General features: G+C 72.1%; 15 protein-coding genes and 1 pseudogene. 6 read left to right on the top strand and 10 right to left on the bottom strand.

Going from position 1 to position 15,769, the window contains the following annotated elements:
* Window positions 1-66: 66 nt before the first annotated feature.
* The 3 genes from ACFYW9_RS37735 to ACFYW9_RS37725 all read left to right on the top strand — a co-directional run bounded on the left by ACFYW9_RS37735 (window position 67) and on the right by ACFYW9_RS37725 (window position 4,736).
* Window positions 67-1,089 carry an NADP-dependent oxidoreductase gene (locus tag ACFYW9_RS37735; protein ID WP_389159593.1) on the top strand — a complete coding sequence of 341 codons (1,023 nt, stop codon included), beginning with the start codon at window positions 67-69 and terminating at the stop codon, window positions 1,087-1,089.
* A 166-nt stretch (window positions 1,090-1,255) separates the two neighbouring features.
* Window positions 1,256-2,077, top strand: a complete 822-nt coding sequence (locus tag ACFYW9_RS37730; RefSeq protein WP_389159592.1) for an EI24 domain-containing protein — start codon at window positions 1,256-1,258, stop codon at window positions 2,075-2,077.
* Window positions 2,078-2,267: 190 nt separating this feature from the next.
* The gene (locus tag ACFYW9_RS37725) at window positions 2,268-4,736 is read left to right on the top strand and encodes a glycoside hydrolase family 3 protein (protein ID WP_389159591.1); all 2,469 of its coding nucleotides are present in this window, start codon (window positions 2,268-2,270) and stop codon (window positions 4,734-4,736) included.
* Window positions 4,737-4,803: 67 nt separating this feature from the next.
* Here the strand turns inward: ACFYW9_RS37725 and ACFYW9_RS37720 are convergent, their stop codons facing one another.
* Together ACFYW9_RS37720 and ACFYW9_RS37715 are read right to left on the bottom strand one after the other, a co-directional pair.
* On the bottom strand, window positions 4,804-5,778 hold the full coding sequence (locus ACFYW9_RS37720) for an aldose epimerase family protein (protein ID WP_351871896.1): 975 nt from the start codon (window positions 5,776-5,778) through the stop codon (window positions 4,804-4,806).
* A gap of 10 nt (window positions 5,779-5,788) precedes the next feature.
* A complete protein-coding gene (locus tag ACFYW9_RS37715) occupies window positions 5,789-6,691 on the bottom strand; it encodes an SGNH/GDSL hydrolase family protein (RefSeq protein ID WP_389159590.1) in 903 nt (300 codons plus the stop codon).
* Between the two features lie 309 nt (window positions 6,692-7,000).
* Between ACFYW9_RS37715 and ACFYW9_RS37710 the strand changes: the two genes are divergently transcribed.
* Complete coding sequence (locus ACFYW9_RS37710; RefSeq protein WP_326788014.1) at window positions 7,001-7,495, top strand: DUF3145 domain-containing protein; 495 nt, start codon at window positions 7,001-7,003, stop codon at window positions 7,493-7,495.
* A 107-nt stretch (window positions 7,496-7,602) separates the two neighbouring features.
* On the opposite strand, the gene fabF is transcribed toward ACFYW9_RS37710, so the two are convergent.
* From fabF to ACFYW9_RS37685, 5 genes are all read right to left on the bottom strand, one after another.
* Complete coding sequence (gene fabF / locus ACFYW9_RS37705) at window positions 7,603-8,874, bottom strand: beta-ketoacyl-ACP synthase II (protein ID WP_389159589.1); 1,272 nt, start codon at window positions 8,872-8,874, stop codon at window positions 7,603-7,605.
* Between the two features lie 127 nt (window positions 8,875-9,001).
* Window positions 9,002-9,250 (bottom strand): acyl carrier protein, encoded by a 249-nt coding sequence (locus ACFYW9_RS37700; RefSeq protein WP_261702511.1) that lies wholly within the window; start codon window positions 9,248-9,250, stop codon window positions 9,002-9,004.
* Between the two features lie 75 nt (window positions 9,251-9,325).
* Entirely contained in the window at window positions 9,326-10,357 is a 1,032-nt protein-coding gene (locus ACFYW9_RS37695; RefSeq protein WP_389159588.1) for a ketoacyl-ACP synthase III, read from the bottom strand.
* 13 nt (window positions 10,358-10,370) lie between these two features.
* The gene (locus tag ACFYW9_RS37690; protein WP_389159587.1) at window positions 10,371-11,288 is read right to left on the bottom strand and encodes an ACP S-malonyltransferase; all 918 of its coding nucleotides are present in this window, start codon (window positions 11,286-11,288) and stop codon (window positions 10,371-10,373) included.
* A gap of 89 nt (window positions 11,289-11,377) precedes the next feature.
* Window positions 11,378-12,583, bottom strand: coding sequence for a PucR family transcriptional regulator (locus tag ACFYW9_RS37685; protein WP_389159586.1), 1,206 nt, complete (start codon window positions 12,581-12,583; stop codon window positions 11,378-11,380).
* A 160-nt stretch (window positions 12,584-12,743) separates the two neighbouring features.
* On the opposite strand from ACFYW9_RS37685, the gene ACFYW9_RS37680 reads away from it, so the two are divergent.
* Window positions 12,744-13,400, top strand: a complete 657-nt coding sequence (locus ACFYW9_RS37680) for a pirin family protein (protein WP_351871973.1) — start codon at window positions 12,744-12,746, stop codon at window positions 13,398-13,400.
* Between the two features lie 116 nt (window positions 13,401-13,516).
* On the opposite strand, the gene ACFYW9_RS37675 is transcribed toward ACFYW9_RS37680, so the two are convergent.
* Both ACFYW9_RS37675 and ACFYW9_RS37670 read right to left on the bottom strand, forming a co-directional pair.
* Complete coding sequence (locus ACFYW9_RS37675; RefSeq protein ID WP_389159585.1) at window positions 13,517-14,338, bottom strand: serine hydrolase domain-containing protein; 822 nt, start codon at window positions 14,336-14,338, stop codon at window positions 13,517-13,519.
* Between the two features lie 18 nt (window positions 14,339-14,356).
* The gene (locus ACFYW9_RS37670) at window positions 14,357-14,827 is read right to left on the bottom strand and encodes a GNAT family N-acetyltransferase (protein ID WP_389159584.1); all 471 of its coding nucleotides are present in this window, start codon (window positions 14,825-14,827) and stop codon (window positions 14,357-14,359) included.
* Between the two features lie 96 nt (window positions 14,828-14,923).
* Here ACFYW9_RS37670 and ACFYW9_RS37665 point away from each other — a divergent pair, with 96 nt between their 5' ends.
* Entirely contained in the window at window positions 14,924-15,391 is a 468-nt protein-coding gene (locus ACFYW9_RS37665) for a MerR family transcriptional regulator (protein WP_389159583.1), read from the top strand.
* 101 nt (window positions 15,392-15,492) lie between these two features.
* Here ACFYW9_RS37665 and ACFYW9_RS37660 read toward each other — a convergent pair.
* Window positions 15,493-15,769, bottom strand: a pseudogene (locus ACFYW9_RS37660) (IS630 family transposase); the annotation flags it as partial.

Here is a 15,769-nt window from a genome sequence, read left to right as displayed (position 1 = left end):
CGCATGGTTGTTTCAGATGCTGAAGCATTGGATCCGCTCGCCGGTCACCGTGAAAGGCGCACCCTCATGTCCGAGACCCCCCAGCTCCCCTCCACCGGCCGTGAATGGCACCTGGTCAGCCGCCCGGTCGGCTGGCCCCAGCCCACCGACTTCGCCCTGGTCGAGGCCGAGGTCCGGCAGCCGGGTCCCGGCGAGGTCCTGGTACGGAACGCCTACGTCTCCGTCGACCCGTACATGCGCGGCCGCATGAGCGCCGCCAAGTCCTACGTCGCCCCCTTCGAGCTCGGCAAGACCATGCAGGGCGGCGCGGTCGGCGAGGTCGTCGCCTCGAACGCCGAGGGCATCGAGGTCGGCGACCACGTGCTGCACTTCCTCGGCTGGCGCGAGTACGCCGTCGTGGATGCCAAGCAGGCCGTCAAGGTGGACCCGGGGGCCGCGCCCCTGTCGACGTACCTCGGCGTCCTCGGCATGACCGGCCTCACCGCCTACGCCGGTCTCCTGCGCACCGCCTCCTTCAAGGAGGGCGACTCCGTCTTCGTGTCCGGCGCCGCCGGTGCCGTCGGCAGCCAGGTGGGCCAGATCGCCCGGCTCAAGGGCGCCTCGCGCGTCATCGGCTCCGCCGGGTCCGACGAGAAGGTCAAGCTGCTCGTCGAGGAGTACGGCTTCGACGCCGCCTTCAACTACAAGAACGGCCCGGTCTCCCAGCAGCTGCGCGAGGCCGCCCCCGACGGCGTCGACGTCTACTTCGACAACGTGGGCGGCGACCACCTGGAGGCCGCCATCGGCTCGCTGAACCGGGACGGCCGTATCGCGATCTGCGGCATGATCTCCGTCTACAACAACACCGAGCCCGCCCCCGGCCCCCGGAACCTGGCCCGGCTGATCCAGACCCGCGGCCGCATCCAGGGCTTCCTCGTCGGCGACAACTACGACCTCCAGCAGGAGTTCGTCCAGGAGGTCGGCGCCTGGATCCGCTCCGGCGAGCTGAAGTACACCGAGACGGTCGTCGAGGGCATCGAGAACAACCTGGAGGCGTTCTTCGGCGTCCTGCGCGGCGACAACATCGGAAAGATGATCGTCAAGCTCTGACCGGAGCCGACTCCGGTCGGCCCGGGTCGGACCGGGGCGGCTCGGGGCGTCCCGGGGCGGTCTCCGGACGCTCGGAGCCGCCCTCGCCGCCCCGGGACGACCGGGCGGCGAGGGCCGCCGCCACCGCGGGCTGCGGCCCGGCGCGGCACCCCGATAGGGTCTCCCCATGCGCGATCTTGGGGTGGGTTTCGGCTATCTGCTGCGCGGCCAGCGGTGGGTGGCCCGGCACGGGAAGAGTTTCGGGTTCGGGCTGCTGCCGGGGCTCATCACACTCGTGCTCTACGCGGCGGCGCTCGTCGCCCTCGGCATGTACGGGGAGGGGTTCGTCACCTGGGCGACGCCGTTCGCGGACGACTGGAGCAGCCCCTGGGAGGGCCTCTTCCGCGGCTTCCTCACCGCCGTCCTGTTCGCCCTGGCACTCCTCCTCGCCGTCCTCACCTTCACCGCGGTCACCCTGCTCATAGGCCAGCCCTTCTACGAGAACCTCTCGGAGAAGGTCGACCGCGACGTGTCCCCGGACGGCACGGCCCCCGAGTCCGGTCTGCCGCTCTGGCGCGAGCTGTGGATCTCCGCGCGCGACAGCCTCCGCGTCCTCGCGCGGGCCCTCGTGTGGGGGGTCCTCCTCTTCGCGCTCGGCTTCGTCCCGCTCATCGGCCAGACCGTCGTCCCGGTGATCGGCTTCTTCGTCACGGGCTTCTTCCTCACCGAGGAACTCGTCGCCGTCGCCCTGCAGCGCCGCGACGTCGACCTCCGGGCGCGCCTCGCGCTGCTCCGCTCACGCAGGGCACTGGTCTGGGGCTTCGGCACCCCGCTGGGTCTCGCCTTCCTCGTCCCGTTCGTCGCGGTGTTCCTGATGCCGGGGGCCGTCGCGGGCGCCACGCTGATGGCCCGGGACCTGCTCGGCGAGGAGATCCGCGAGGGCGACGCGGACGAGGACGCCGACACGGCCTCCGACGGGGCGTCCGAGGAGCACAGCACCACCTCGTGACCGGGACGCCCCCGGTCGCCGTCACGCCCGCTCCCGAGCCCGCCCGCCCGTGACCGGGCGGGAACCCTCGCCGCCGGCTCCCGAGGCGCGGCCGGGAACGCCCGCGCGCCGGCGTCAGGGCCCTCCCCCGCACCGTCGCCGCGTACGACGATGGGGCGGACCCGACGGCTATCGACGAGGAGGTGCCGCCATGGCGGACACTGCGGTGGGGACGGCTGGGGACCGGAAGGACGCGGAGGCGGACGCGGACGCGGCCCGGGAGGCCGTCGTCGAGGCCGCCCTCGCCCGCCTCGGCCTGGACGCGAAGGCCCGGCTGCTGTCCGGCCGGAACATGTGGACGCTGCCCGCGCTCCCCGAGATCGGCCTGGAGTCCCTCGTGATGTCGGACGGCCCGATCGGCGTCCGCGGCGTCCACTGGAGTGCCGACGACCCCTCCGTCGCCCTCCCCTCGCCCACCGCGCTCGCCGCCACCTGGGACCCGGAGCTGGCCCGCCGCGCCGGCACGCTGCTCGCCCAGGAGGCCCGCCGCAAGGGCGTCCACGTCCTGCTCGCCCCCACCGTCAACCTCCACCGCTCCCCGCTCGGCGGCCGCCACTTCGAGGCCTACAGCGAGGACCCGCTCCTGACCGGCGCGATCGGCGGCGGCTATGTCCGGGGCGTGCAGTCCGGCGGGGTCGCCACCACCGTCAAGCACTTCGTCGCCAACGACGCCGAGACCGACCGCTTCACGGTGGACAACCTCGTCTCCGAACGCGCCCTGCGCGAGCTGTACCTGGCGCCCTTCGAGGCCATCGTCGCCGGCGCCCGCCCGTGGGGCGTCATGACCGCCTACAACTCCGTCAACGGCACCACGATGAGCGAGCACCGCCGTCTCGTGAACGAGGTCCTGCGCGGCGAATGGGGCTTCGACGGCTTCAATGTCTCCGACTGGATGGCCGCCCGCTCCACGAAGGCCGCGATCGAGGGCGGCCTCGACGTCGCCATGCCCGGCCCCCGGACCGTCTACGGAGAGCCGCTCGCCGCCGCCGTGCGCGCCGGCGAGGTCGCGGAGGCCACGGTCGACACGGCCGTGCGCAACGTGCTGCGTCTCGCCGCCCGCGTCGGCGCCCTGGAAGGCGCCGAGCCCGTCGTGACCGAGCCGCCGGCGGCCGTGGACGGGGAGGCACTGGCCCGCGAGGTGGCCCGCCGCGGCTTCGTCCTCGTCCGCAACGAAGGCGCCCTGCCGCTCCCCGAAGGGCACCGGGTCGCCCTCATCGGCACCGCCGCGCGCGACGCCCGCGTCCAGGGCGGCGGCTCCGCCACCGTCTTCCCCGCCCGGATCGTCTCGCCCCTCGACGGCCTCACCGCCGCCCTTTCCGAGGGCGGTCCGACGTACGCGGTCGGCGCCGACCCGGACGTCGAACTCCCCGTCGCCGACGCGGGGTTCGAGCTGCGCGCGGTCTGCCGCGACGCCGCCGGCGAGGTCATCGCCACCGCCTCCGTCCCGAACGGCCAGATCAAGTGGCTGGGCGACGACCTGCCCGCGGGGGTCACCGGAGACACCCTCCACAGCGTCGAACTCACCGGCAGCCTCACCCCGCGCGAGTCCGGCCCGCACACCTTCGGCATCAAGGGCCTCGGCGCGTTCACCCTCACCGTCGACGGCACGACGTACTTCGACGGCGTCCAGAGCGCCGACAGGGACGACCCCTTCGTGACGTTCTTCGGCGCCCCCGTCCCCCGCGGCCGGGCCGAACTCACCGCGGGCGAACCGGTGGAGGTCTCCCTCGTCCATGTCGTCACGGTCCCCGGGAACGTGCCCCTGAAGGCCGTCGGCTTCTCGCTCGCCCATCAGGAGCCCGTGCGCGACGCGGACGAGCTGATCGCCGAGGCGGTCGAGGCGGCCCGCGCCGCCGACACCGCCGTCGTGGTGGTCGCCACCACCGACCGCGTCGAGTCCGAGGGCTTCGACCGCGCGGACCTCAGGCTCCCCGGCCGTCAGGACGAACTGGTCCACGCCGTCGCCGCCGCCAACCCGAACACCGTCGTGGTCGTCAACTCCGGCGCCCCGGTGGAACTCCCGTGGCGCGACGAGGTCGCCGCCGTGCTCCTGAGCTGGTTCCCGGGCCAGGAGGGCGGCGCAGCCCTCGCGGACGTCCTCACCGGCGTCCACGAGCCGGGCGGCCGCCTCCCCACCACCTGGGGCTCCCTGGCCGACGCCCCGGTCACCGGGGTCCGCCCGGCCGACGGCGAACTCCCGTACACCGAGGACGTCTTCATCGGCTACCGCGCCTGGGAGAAAGCGGGCAGGACCCCCTCGTACCCCTTCGGGCACGGCCTCGGCTACACCGACTGGACGTACGAGTCCATCGAGATCGAGGACCGGACCGTCACCGTCCGTGTCCGCAACTCCGGCCGGCGGGCCGGGCGCGAGGTCGTCCAGGTCTACCTCGCCCCGGCGGAACCCGGCACCGAGCGGCCCGCCCGCGCGCTCGCCGGTTTCGCCGGGGTCGAGGCCGCGCCCGGTGAGAGCGTCGAAGCCGTCGTGGAGCTCCCGCGCCGCGCCTTCGAGATCTGGGACACCACCGCGGACACGTGGGCGTTCGTGAAGGGTTTGTACGAGGTTCAGGCAGGTCGTTCCCTTCTGGACCGCCGTCTGAGCACGATCATCGAGGCGTAACCTTCGCGCCCCCTTCGGCCGCCCCCGGCCCGGAACCTGACCTCCGGACCGGGGCGGCCGACAAGTCCTAGGACCGCACGGAGAACCCGTACACCGTCTGCGACCTGTACACCGCGCCCGGCCGAAGCTCGGTGCTCGGGAAGTCCGGCCGGTTCGGGGAGTCGGGGAAGTGCTGCGTCTCCAGCGCGATGCCGTCGTTGGGGGCGAAGGGCTCGCTCAGGTGGTCGGCGGTGTAGAACTGGAGACCGGGTTCGGTGGTCGCGACCGTGAGCACCCGCCCGGACGCCGGGTCGTACAGCTCGGCGACCTCCACGGGAGCGTCGGTGAGCCCCTTGTCGAGCACGTAGTTGTGGTCGTACCCCGCGCCGGTCTTGCGGGGTTCGAGGAAGTCGAAGCGGGTGCCCTCGACCGGGTCGAGTTCCCCGGTCGGGACGAGGTTCCCGTCCACCCGTGTCACCCGCGAGGCGTCGAGCCGGAGCTCGTGTCCCAGCGCGCTGCCGGAGCCGCCGAGGTTCCAGTACGTGTGGTTCGTCAGGTTCACCACGGTCGGCGCGTCGGTGACCGCCTCGTAGGCGATCCGCAGCGCGCCCCGCTCGTCGAGCGTGTACGTCGCCGAGACCTCCAGGCGCCCCGGGAAGCCCTCCTCGCCGTCCGGGCTGACCCGGGAGAGCCGGACCCCGTGTTCGAGCGGCTCCGCGTCCCACACGCGCTTGTCGAAACCGCCGTCGCCGCCGTGCAGCGTGTTGGGCCCGTTGTTCGGCTCCAGGCGGTACGTCACCCCGTCCAGCGGGAAGCCCGCACCCCCGATCCGGTTCGCGTACCGCCCGACCAGCGCGCCGAGATAGGGCTCGGGATGGGCCGTGTACCCCTCCAGGGCGGGGAATCCCAGGGTCACGTCCACGGCCCGCCCGTCCCGGTCCGGCACCTCGGCCGACTGCACGATCCCGCCGTACGTGAGCACACGCACCCGGACACCGGCGCGCTCCAGCGTCCAGCGGTGGACCCGGGTGCCGTCGGAAAGTGTGCCGAAAAGTTCACTCATGGGGAAAAGCCTAGGTCACGGGTTCGCGTGCCGTCACAGTCCGGTAGGCGATCTCGGCGAGTCGCGCCTGGCCGTCCCTGCTCGGGTGGAACCAGTCCCAGTGGCTCAACTGGTCCGCGCCGAAGCGGTAGTCGAAGACGGCGTTCCCGTCGAAGCGGCAGCGCCGGTCCTTGGCGCACACCTCGCGCAGCACCTGGTTGTACTCCTTCACCCGGTCCTGCACCTGCCCGCGCCGCAGGGTCGCCGCCGAGTTCAGCGAGTCCGCGTCCCCGAGCATCGAGGGGCAGATGCCCAGTTTCCAGACCTGCTTGCCCAGCGGGTTGCCCCGCCCCTCGGACCAGAGCCGTTTCAGGTCCGGCACGCTCGACACGTACACCTGGGTCTTGGGCAGAGCGCCGCGCAGCGTCTTCATCGCGTCCTGGAACTCGGCGCGGAAGTCGGCCACGGGCGTCATCGCCGAGGCGGAGGAGCGGCACGCGTCGTTGGCGCCCGCCATCACCGTGACCAGCTCCGGCCCGCGGGCCGCCGCCCGGGCCATCTGGCCGGGAAGGTCCGCCATCCGCGCCCCGGTCACCGCGTAGTTCCAGCTGCGCTCGGCCGCCCCGGCCGTACCGAGCAGCCGTACGGCGAGCGAGCCGACCTGCGGATCGCTGCCGGTCGCCCACGACACCTCGGGGCAGTCGGACAGCACACTGCACGCGTCGAAACCGCGCGTGATGGAGTCGCCGACCGCGGCCAGGGAGTCCGGGCTGCGGTCCCAGACCGGCGTGGGCCTCGGGGACGGCCGGGCCCCCGCCGTCCCGCTGGACGCCGAGGAGTTGCCACCGGCGGCGTCGCAGGCGGCGGTGCCCAGGAGGGCCGCCGCCGCGGCGGCGGCGAGGACGGCCCGCGAACGGTGGCTGCGATTCCGCATCCCCTGGTCTCCTCGTTCGTTGTACAGGGTTGGTCGGCACCCGCTCCACGCGGTCGGTCGCACCACGTCGTACACGGTCGGTCGCACCGCGTTCCCGCGGTACGGCCGGCTCCGCCCGGGAGGCGGGCCCGGACCCTTGACAGGGGAGTCCGGACACGCCCCGCCGGGTGAAACCTCGGAGGTTCACGGCGCTTGGACCGACGGTACGTCACACTCCTTGCGCCGCCGCAGGGTAGCCTCGCCACGTGGCCGCCCTGCGACTGCCGTTCCGCTAAGTTACAAGATGTCTCGCTCTGTCCGGAGGCCCCAGTGACGACACGTGGAGTTCTCTACGTGCACTCCGCGCCCCGCGCGTTGTGTCCGCATGTCGAGTGGGCGGTCGCGGGGGTGCTCGGCACGCGCGTCAGCCTCGACTGGATCCGGCAGCCCGCCGCCCCCGGCACCTGGAGATCCGAGTTCTCCTGGAAGGGCGAGGTCGGCACCGCCTCCAAGCTCGCCTCCGCGCTGCGCGGCTGGCATCTGCTGCGCTTCGAGGTCACCGCCGAGCCCTGCCCCACCGCCGAGGGCGAGCGCTACAGCTGCACGCCCGAGCTCGGCATCTTCCACGCCGTCACCGGGATCCACGGCGACATCCTGATCCCCGAGGACCGGCTGCGCGCCGCGCTGCTGCGCTCCCAGCGCGGCGAGAGCGACCTGGAGGCCGACCTCGCCAAGCTCCTCGGCAAGCCCTGGGACGACGAACTGGAGCCCTTCCGCTACGCGGGCGAGGGCGCCCCGGTCCGCTGGCTGCACCAGGTGGTGTGACACCCCGTCAGGGGCGCGGCACCGTAACCGGAGAACGTACGGCGTGTGGCCCGTACCCCTGGAACCAGGGGTACGGGCCACACGCCGTACGGAACGGACTGCCGGCGTCAGACGGAACGGAACGCCAGCACCACGTTGTGCCCACCGAAGCCGAACGAGTCGTTCAGCGCGGCGATACGGCCCTCGACGGGCAGCTTGCGGGCCTCGCCGCGGACGATGTCGGCGGCGGCCTCGGCCTCGGGGTCGAGGTTCTCCACGTTGATGGTCGGCGGCGCGAGACGGTGGTACAGCGCGAGCACGGTCGCGACCGACTCGATGCCACCGGCGCCACCGAGGAGGTGACCGGTCATCGACTTGGTCGCCGAGACCGCGAAGTGGTCGGCGTCGTCCCCGAACACCTTGCGCAGCGCCTTCAGTTCGGCCACGTCACCGGCCGGCGTCGAGGTGGCGTGCGCGTTCACGTGCACGATCTCGGCCGGGTCCAGGTCGGTGTTGTCGAGCAGGCTCTGCAGGGCGTGCGAGATGCCGCGGCCCTCGGGCTCCGGCTGCACGATGTCGTGCGCGTCGGCCGAGATGCCCTGGCCGACCGCCTCGGCGTACACCCGGGCGCCGCGCTTGGCGGCGTGCTCGGCGGACTCCAGGACGAGGACGCCCGCGCCCTCGCCCAGCACGAAGCCGTCACGGGCGACGTCGTAGGGGCGCGAGGCGCCCTCGGGGTCGTCGTTGTTCTTGGACATCGCCATCATGTTGCCGAACGCGGCGATGGGAAGCGGGTGGATGGCCGCCTCGGTGCCACCGGCGACGACGATGTCGGCGCGGCCCGTGCGGATCATCTCGATGGCGTAGCCGATGGCCTCGGCGCCGGAAGCGCAGGCGGAGACCGGGGTGTGCACACCGGCGCGGGCGCCCACGGCGAGCCCCACGTTGGCGGACGGACCGTTCGGCATCAGCATCGGAACGGTGTGCGGGGAGACACGGCGTACGCCCTTCTCCTTCAGCACGTCGTACTGGTCGAGCAGGGTCGTCACACCACCGATGCCGGAGGCGATGACCGTGCCCAGCCGATCGGGGTCGGCGCTCGGGTCCTCGCCCGCCTTGTCGGTGAAACCGGCGTCGGCCCAGGCTTCCTTGGCCGCGATCAGCGCGAACTGCGCCGAGCGGTCCAGTCGGCGGGCCTGCGGGCGGGGAATGACCTCGCCCGGCTCCACGGCGATCTGCGCCGCGATACGGACTGCCTGGTCGGCGGCCCACTCCTGCTCGAGAGGGCGGACGCCGGAACGTCCGGCGATCAGGCCCTCCCAGGTAGAGGCTGCGTCGCCACCCAGCGGTGTGGTTGCGCCGATACCGGTGACGACCACGGTGCGATTGGTCGGGCTCACGGGAATTCTTTCTCCAACGGATACGAGGATTCAGCGGCGCCACCGCCGGGTGGCGGGGCATCAGCCCAGGCGAACCGGGGCACAGGGCCCCGGTGGACCCGGGCGGTCGGCCCAGGTGACCGGAAGATCAGGCCTGGTTCTTGAGGATGTAGTTCGTCGCGTCGCCGACGGTCTTGAGGTTCTTGACGTCGTCGTCCGGGATCTTGACGTCGAAGCGCTCTTCGGCGGCGACGACGACCTCGACCATGGACAGCGAGTCGACGTCCAGGTCGTCGGTGAAGGACTTGTCCAGCTGGACGTCCTCGGTGGGGATCCCGGCGATCTCGTTGACGATCTCGGCGAGACCTTCGACGATCTCTTCCTGAGTGGCGGCCATGTCAGGCGCTCCTTCGGTGTGTTTCCAGAGGGGTGGCGATATTCCGTACGGACCGGATGATCCGGTACGGAGTGCCTAGGGGAGGGTAACGACCGTCGCGGCGTACACGAGACCCGCCCCGAAGCCGATGACGAGCGCGGTGTCGCCGCTCTTCGCCTCACCGGTCGCCAGGAGCCGCTCCATCGCGAGCGGGATCGAGGCGGCCGAGGTGTTGCCGGTGGTACGCACGTCACGCGCGACCGTGACGTGTCCCGGCAGTTTCAGCGTCTTCACCATCGAGTCGATGATCCGCTCGTTGGCCTGGTGGGGAATGAAGACATCCAGGTCGTCCGGCGAAAGTCCGGAGGCTTCCAGCGCCTCCTTGGCGACCTTCGCCATCTCGAAGACGGCCCAGCGGAACACCGCCTGGCCTTCCTGCGTGATGGCAGGGAACTTGATCTCGCCCTTGGAGTCGAGCGGGAGATTGGAGACGTCGCCGACCTTGAAGCGGTCCCACGGCACGGTCTGCTTGATCGTGCCGGCCTTGTCGCCCTCGCTGCCCCAGACCGTGGGGCCGATGTGCGGCTCCTCGGAGGGACCGACGACGACCGCGCCCGCACCGTCGCCGAACAGGAAGGCCGTCGCGCGGTCCTCCAGGTCGGTGAGGTCGGACAGCCGCTCCACGCCGATGACGAGGACGTACTCCGCGGAACCCTCGACGACCATGCCCTTGGCGAGGGTCAGGCCGTAACCGAAGCCCGCGCAGCCGGCCGAGATGTCGAAGGCCGCGGCCTTGTTCGTACCGAGCTTGTCGGCGATCTCGGTGGCGATGGCCGGGGTCTGGGAGAAGTGCGACACGGTGGAGACCACCACGGCGCCGATCTGGCTGGCGCTGATCCCGGCGTCGGCGATGGCCTTGCCGGACGCCTCGACCGACATCGCGGCCACGGTCTCCTCGTCGGAGGCCCAGTGCCGGGTCTCGATGCCGGAGCGCGAACGGATCCACTCGTCGGACGAGTCGATCGTCTCCAGGATCACCTCGTTGGGAACCACCCGGACGGGACGGTAGCCGCCGACGCCGAGGATGCGCGCGAACGGAGCGCCCTTGGGTGCCTTGATCTTCGACATGCTCTCGGGCTCCTCAGGCGGCGCCGTGCTCGGCGATGAGCTCGCGAGCCGCGTCCAGGTCGTCGGGGGTCTTCAGGGCCAGCGTCGTGACACCGGGCAGCGCGCGCTTGGCCAGACCGGTGAGCGTGCCGCCGGGGCACACCTCGATCAGCGCGGTCGCGCCGAGCTTCTGGAAGGTCTCCATGCACAGGTCCCAGCGGACCGGGTTGGCGACCTGGCCGACCAGGCGGGAGACGACCTCGGTACCGGAGGCGACGGCCTGGCCGTCACGGTTCGAGACGTAGGTGACCTGCGGGTCGGCCGGAGTCAGGTCCTCGGCGGCCTTCGCCAGCGCCTCGACCGCGGGTGCCATGTGGACGGTGTGGAACGCGCCCGCCACCTTCAGGGCCACGACACGCCGGACACCCTCGGGCTTGTCCGCCTCCAGGGCGGCCAGCTGCTCCAGCGTGCCGGCGGCCACGATCTGGCCCGCGCCGTTCACGTTCGCCGGGGTCAGACCGAGCTTCTCCAGGTGCGCGACCGTCGTGTCGGGATCCCCGCCGAGCAGCGCCGACATACCGGTCCGCGTGATGGCGGCGGCGTCGGCCATCGCGAGACCGCGCTTGCGCACGAGGGTCAGCGCGGCGGTGTCGTCGAGCACTCCCGCGAACGCGGCGGCGGTGATCTCGCCGACGCTGTGGCCGGCGACGGCACCGGGGGTGACGTCACCGAGTGCCGCGGCGGACAGGAGGCCGGCGGCGACCAGGAGCGGCTGGGCGACAGCCGTGTCGCGGATCGCGTCCGCGTCGGCCTGCGTGCCGTAGTGGGCAAGGTCCAGCCCGATGGCGTCCGACCACGCGGCGAGGCGTTCGGCGGCGCCGGGGAGGTCGAGCCAAGGAGTCAGGAAGCCGGGCGTCTGAGCGCCCTGGCCGGGAGCGACGAGTACGAGCACTCTCACACTCTCTCTTGTGGACGGCCACGGCCGCCCGTGGGGACAGGGACGAAGAACACGAGGGGGAATTGTAGGTCCCCGACAAAAGCCTAGGTTTGTGGATCTCTATCGGCCAGACGCCCCAGGATCAGCGCGATCCGCAGCGTGAACGCCGATCGAACATCCGAGGGCGACCAGCCGGTGACGTCAGTCACACGTCGGAGCCGGTAGCGCACGGTGTTGGGATGGACGAACAGCATCCGGGCCGCGCCTTCGAGGCTGCTCGCCTGCTCCAGGTAGACGGCCAGCGTCTCCAGGAGCGCGGAGCCGGCTTCCTCCAGCGGTCTGTAGATCTCCTCCACCAACTGCTCGCGGGCCGACGGGTCTCCGGCGATCGCGCGCTCCGGCAGCAGATCGTCCGCCAGTACCGGGCGCGGGGCGTCCTGCCAGGCGAAACACGCCTTCAGCCCGGCCGCCGCGGCCTGTGCCGACCGGGTCGCGGCCAGCAGATCGGGCACGATCGGCCCGGCCACCACCGATCCGGCGGCGTACGGGCCGATCAGCGACTTGGCGACGGCGAGCGGGTTGTCGCTGCCGCCGGCGATGACGACCAGCCGGTCCCCGAGCACGCCCGTCAGCACCTGGAGCTTGGCGTGCCGGGCCGCCCGCCGGATGGCCTCGACCGTCAGCTCGCTGTCACCGTCGGGTGCCGTGCCCAGCACCACGCAGACATGGTCGGGCGAGTTCCACCCGAGCGCGGCGGCCCGGGAGACGGCGCCCTCGTCGGCCTCGCCGGAGAGCACCGCGTTCACCACGAGCGACTCGAGCCGGGCGTCCCAGGCACCGCGTGCCTCCGCGGCCTGCGCGTACACCTGGGCGGTGGCGAAGGCGATCTCGCGGGCGTAGACGAGCAGCGCCTCACGCAGCACGGACTCGTCGCCGGGCGCCGCCACCTCGTCGATGGCCGATTCCATGACCTCGATTGTCGTCCGCACCATCTCCACCGTCTGGCGCAGCGTGATGGCCCTGGTCAGCTCGCGTGGCGCGGTGCCGAAGACGTCGGTGGAGATGGCCTGCGGCGCGTCCGGGTGCCGGAACCACTCCGTGAAGGCCGCGATGCCGGCCTGGGCGACCAGCCCGATCCACGACCGGTTCTCCGGTGGCATGGCCCGGTACCACGGCAGCGTCTCGTCCATCCGCGTGATGGCCTGGGCGGCGAGACTGCCGGCCGACTTCTCCAGCCGCTTGAGGGTCGCGGTGTGCGAGTCGACTTCGTGCGCTGGGCGCTCGGTGTTGCTGGCTTCGGGTTCGGGCACGGGACAAGACTGCCTTATCCGGACGGAGCTGTGCGGCGGCGGGTCGCAAGTAGGCGGGAGGCGGCCGCCGGGCCGGGGTCGGGCCTGTCTTCCGGATCAGGTGGCGGGACGCACCTCGGTGCCGCCCGATCGAGACGACAGGCCCTACCGTGGGGGAGTGATGGACGTCCGCCGCGCCGACGAGCGCTACCGCGGAGGGGACCCGGCGGCCGGGATCTCCTCGCTCCACGCCTTTTCCTTCGGCCCGCACTACGACCCCGACAACCTCCGCTTCGGCGCGGTGATCGCCTGCAACGAGGAGCGGCTCGCCCCCGGCGCGGGCTTCGACGAGCACCCGCACAGCCACACCGAGATCGTCACCTGGGTGGTGGAGGGCGAACTGACCCATCGCGACTCGGCGGGGAACACGTCGGTGCTGCGCCACGGGGACGTCCAGCGGCTGAGTTCGGCGGGAGGCGTCCGCCATGTCGAGCGCAACGACGGCGAGCTGCCGCTGGTCTTCGTCCAGATGTGGCTGGCCCCGGTGGAACCGGGCGGCGACCCCGCGTACGAGACCGTCCGCGGCATCGCCGACTCCACCCCGTACGCCGTTCCCGAGGCGGGAGCCATGCTCCATGTGCGCCGGCTGACGGCGGGCGAGCGCACGGCCGTCCCCGACGCGCCCCACGTCTACATCCATGTCGTGCGCGGCGAGGTCCGGCTGGACGGCGTGGAACTGGGGGAGGGGGACGCGGCCCGGGTCACGGACGCGAAGGACCTGGAGCTGGTCGCCGGGGCCCCCGCCGAGCTGCTGGTGTGGGAGATGGCGGCCGGCTGACGGCCGGGGTCCGGCGCGAGACGGCGGCCTTCCGCGGGCCGACCGGACGCGGCGGCCGTCCCCTGCCCCGCTCCGAGGCCATCCCCCGCCCGCTCCGAGGCCGCCGCCGGCCCGCGTCAGGAGGCGAGGTCGGCCAGCACCGCGTCCGTGAACGGCGTCCACGCCTCGATCGCCCAGGAGCCGAAGTTCCGGTCGGTCAGCGCGACGCAGGCGGCGCCCACGGCCGGGTCGACCCACAGGAACGTACCGGCCTGGCCGAAGTGGCCGAAGGTGCGCGGCGAGGACGAACTCCCCGTCCAGTGCGGTGACTTGGAGTCGCGGATCTCGAAGCCCAGCCCCCAGTCGTTGGGGTTCTGGTAGCCGTACCCCGGAAGGACGCCCTTGGTGCCGGGGTACTGGACGGTCATCGCCTCCGCGACCGTACGCGGGTCAAGGAGCCGCGGCGCCTGGAGCTCGGCGGCGAAGCGGACGAGGTCGTCCACGGTCGAGACACCGTCCCTCGCGGGCGAACCGTCCAGCGTCGTCGTGGTCATGCCGAGCGGTTCGAGGACCGCCTGCCGCAGATACTCCGCGAACGGCATGTCCGCCGCCTTGGCGATGTGGTCCCCGAGCACCTCGAACCCGGCGTTGGAGTACAGCCGCCGCTCCCCGGGAGTGAAGGTCGCCCGGTGCTCGTCGAAGGCCAGACCCGAGGTGTGCGCGAGCAGGTGGCGGACCGTCGAACCGGCGGGCCCGGCGGGTTCGTCGAGCTCGATCGCCCCCTCCTCGTACGCGACGAGCGCGGCGTACGCGGCGAGCGGCTTGGTGACGGACGCCAGCGCGAACCGGTGCCCGCCCGGCCCGTGCGAGCCGGCCACGGTGCCGTCCGCGCGGACGACCGCGGCCGCGGCGGTGGGAACGGGCCAGTTCGAGATCAGCGCCAGGCTCTGCAAGGACATGCCCCGAGCCTAAGCGGCTCAGAGGCACAGCCGCATCGAGGGGTCGGGCTTGCGGACGAACCCGAGGGCCGCGTAGAGCGGCTCGGCCTCGGCGGAGGCGTTGAGGTCGACCTGGGCGACACCGCGCTCACGGAACCAGCCGAGGAGCGTCTCCATGCAGGCGCGGGCGTAGCCGCGGCGCCGGGTGCCCGGATCGGTGGCGACGCTGAAGACGTACCCCACCGCGCCGTGCGGATTGTCCGCCCGCCCGATCCGGTACTCGACCGTCCCGGCGACGAGCGCCGCGAGGGTGCCCGGCCGCTCCGGGTGGTCGATCACGAAGGCGACGAAGGATTCCCCGGGATCGGCGAGCTTCGCGCGTACGGTCGGCAGCGACGCGGCGTGCCACGCGCTGGAGGAGTCCACGTCGAAGACCGAGTCGATCATCACCTGGCGCAGACGCAGCACTTCGGAGGCGTCCTCGGGCGTGGCGCGGCGTACGAGACTCATGATCCGCACGGTAACCATCGGCTCCCGGCCATGTCCTGGGATTTTCGGCCGGTTCGGCTTGCCTGGAGTGGACTCCAAGGTTTTAGCGTGGAGGGCATGACGGTGATGGAGACCACAGCCGAGGCCACCGGGACCGACGCGTGCGCCGGGCCTCCCGAGCGGGAGCGGCGCCCGGACGGCCGGGACAGCTACACGATCAGCGAGGTCGTCGCCTTCACCGGCCTCAGCGCGCACACCCTGCGCTGGTACGAGCGCATCGGGCTGATGCCGCACATCGACCGCTCGCACACCGGCCAGCGCCGCTACAGCAACCGCGACCTGGACTGGCTGGACCTCGTCGGCAAGCTCAGGCTCACCGGGATGCCGGTCGCCGACATGGTCCGCTACGCGGAGATGGTGCGCGCCGGCGACCACACGTACATGGACCGCTACGAGCTCCTGGAGGCGACCCGCCGGGACGTCCGGGCCCGGATCGCGGAGCTCCAGGACACCCTGGCCGTGCTCGACCGGAAGATCGGCTTCTACGGGGACGCGACCAGCGTCCTCGCCTCGAAGCCGTCCTGACGGCGGACGGCACGGCCACGGCCGGTCACGTCCGGCACCCGAGGGCGCCGGCCCGCTCCAGCCGGTCCGCCCGTCGGCATGGGTCCGCAAGAGCCGGTCCGCTAGTGACCTGAGTCAGAGATTCGGTGGCAGTAGGCGGCGACTTTGTCGAGGATCTCGTCTGCTGTTTTCGTCCAGACGAACGGTCTGGGGTGCTCGTTCCAGTCGGCGAGCCAGGCCCGGATGTCGCGTTCGAGGGCCTGGACGGAGCGGTGGACGCCGCGCTTGAGCTTCTTCTGGGTCAGCTCGGCGAACCACCGCTCGACCAGGTTCAGCCAGGACGCACTGGTCGGCGTGAAGTGCAGGTGGAACCGTGGGTGTGCCGGCAGCCACTTCTTG

This window comes from Streptomyces sp. NPDC002698 (assembly GCF_042888945.1).
Classification (GTDB): domain Bacteria; phylum Actinomycetota; class Actinomycetes; order Streptomycetales; family Streptomycetaceae; genus Streptomyces.
The sequence above is the reverse complement of the archived record's forward strand: the minus strand, read 5'-3'. Positions and strand labels throughout refer to the sequence as shown.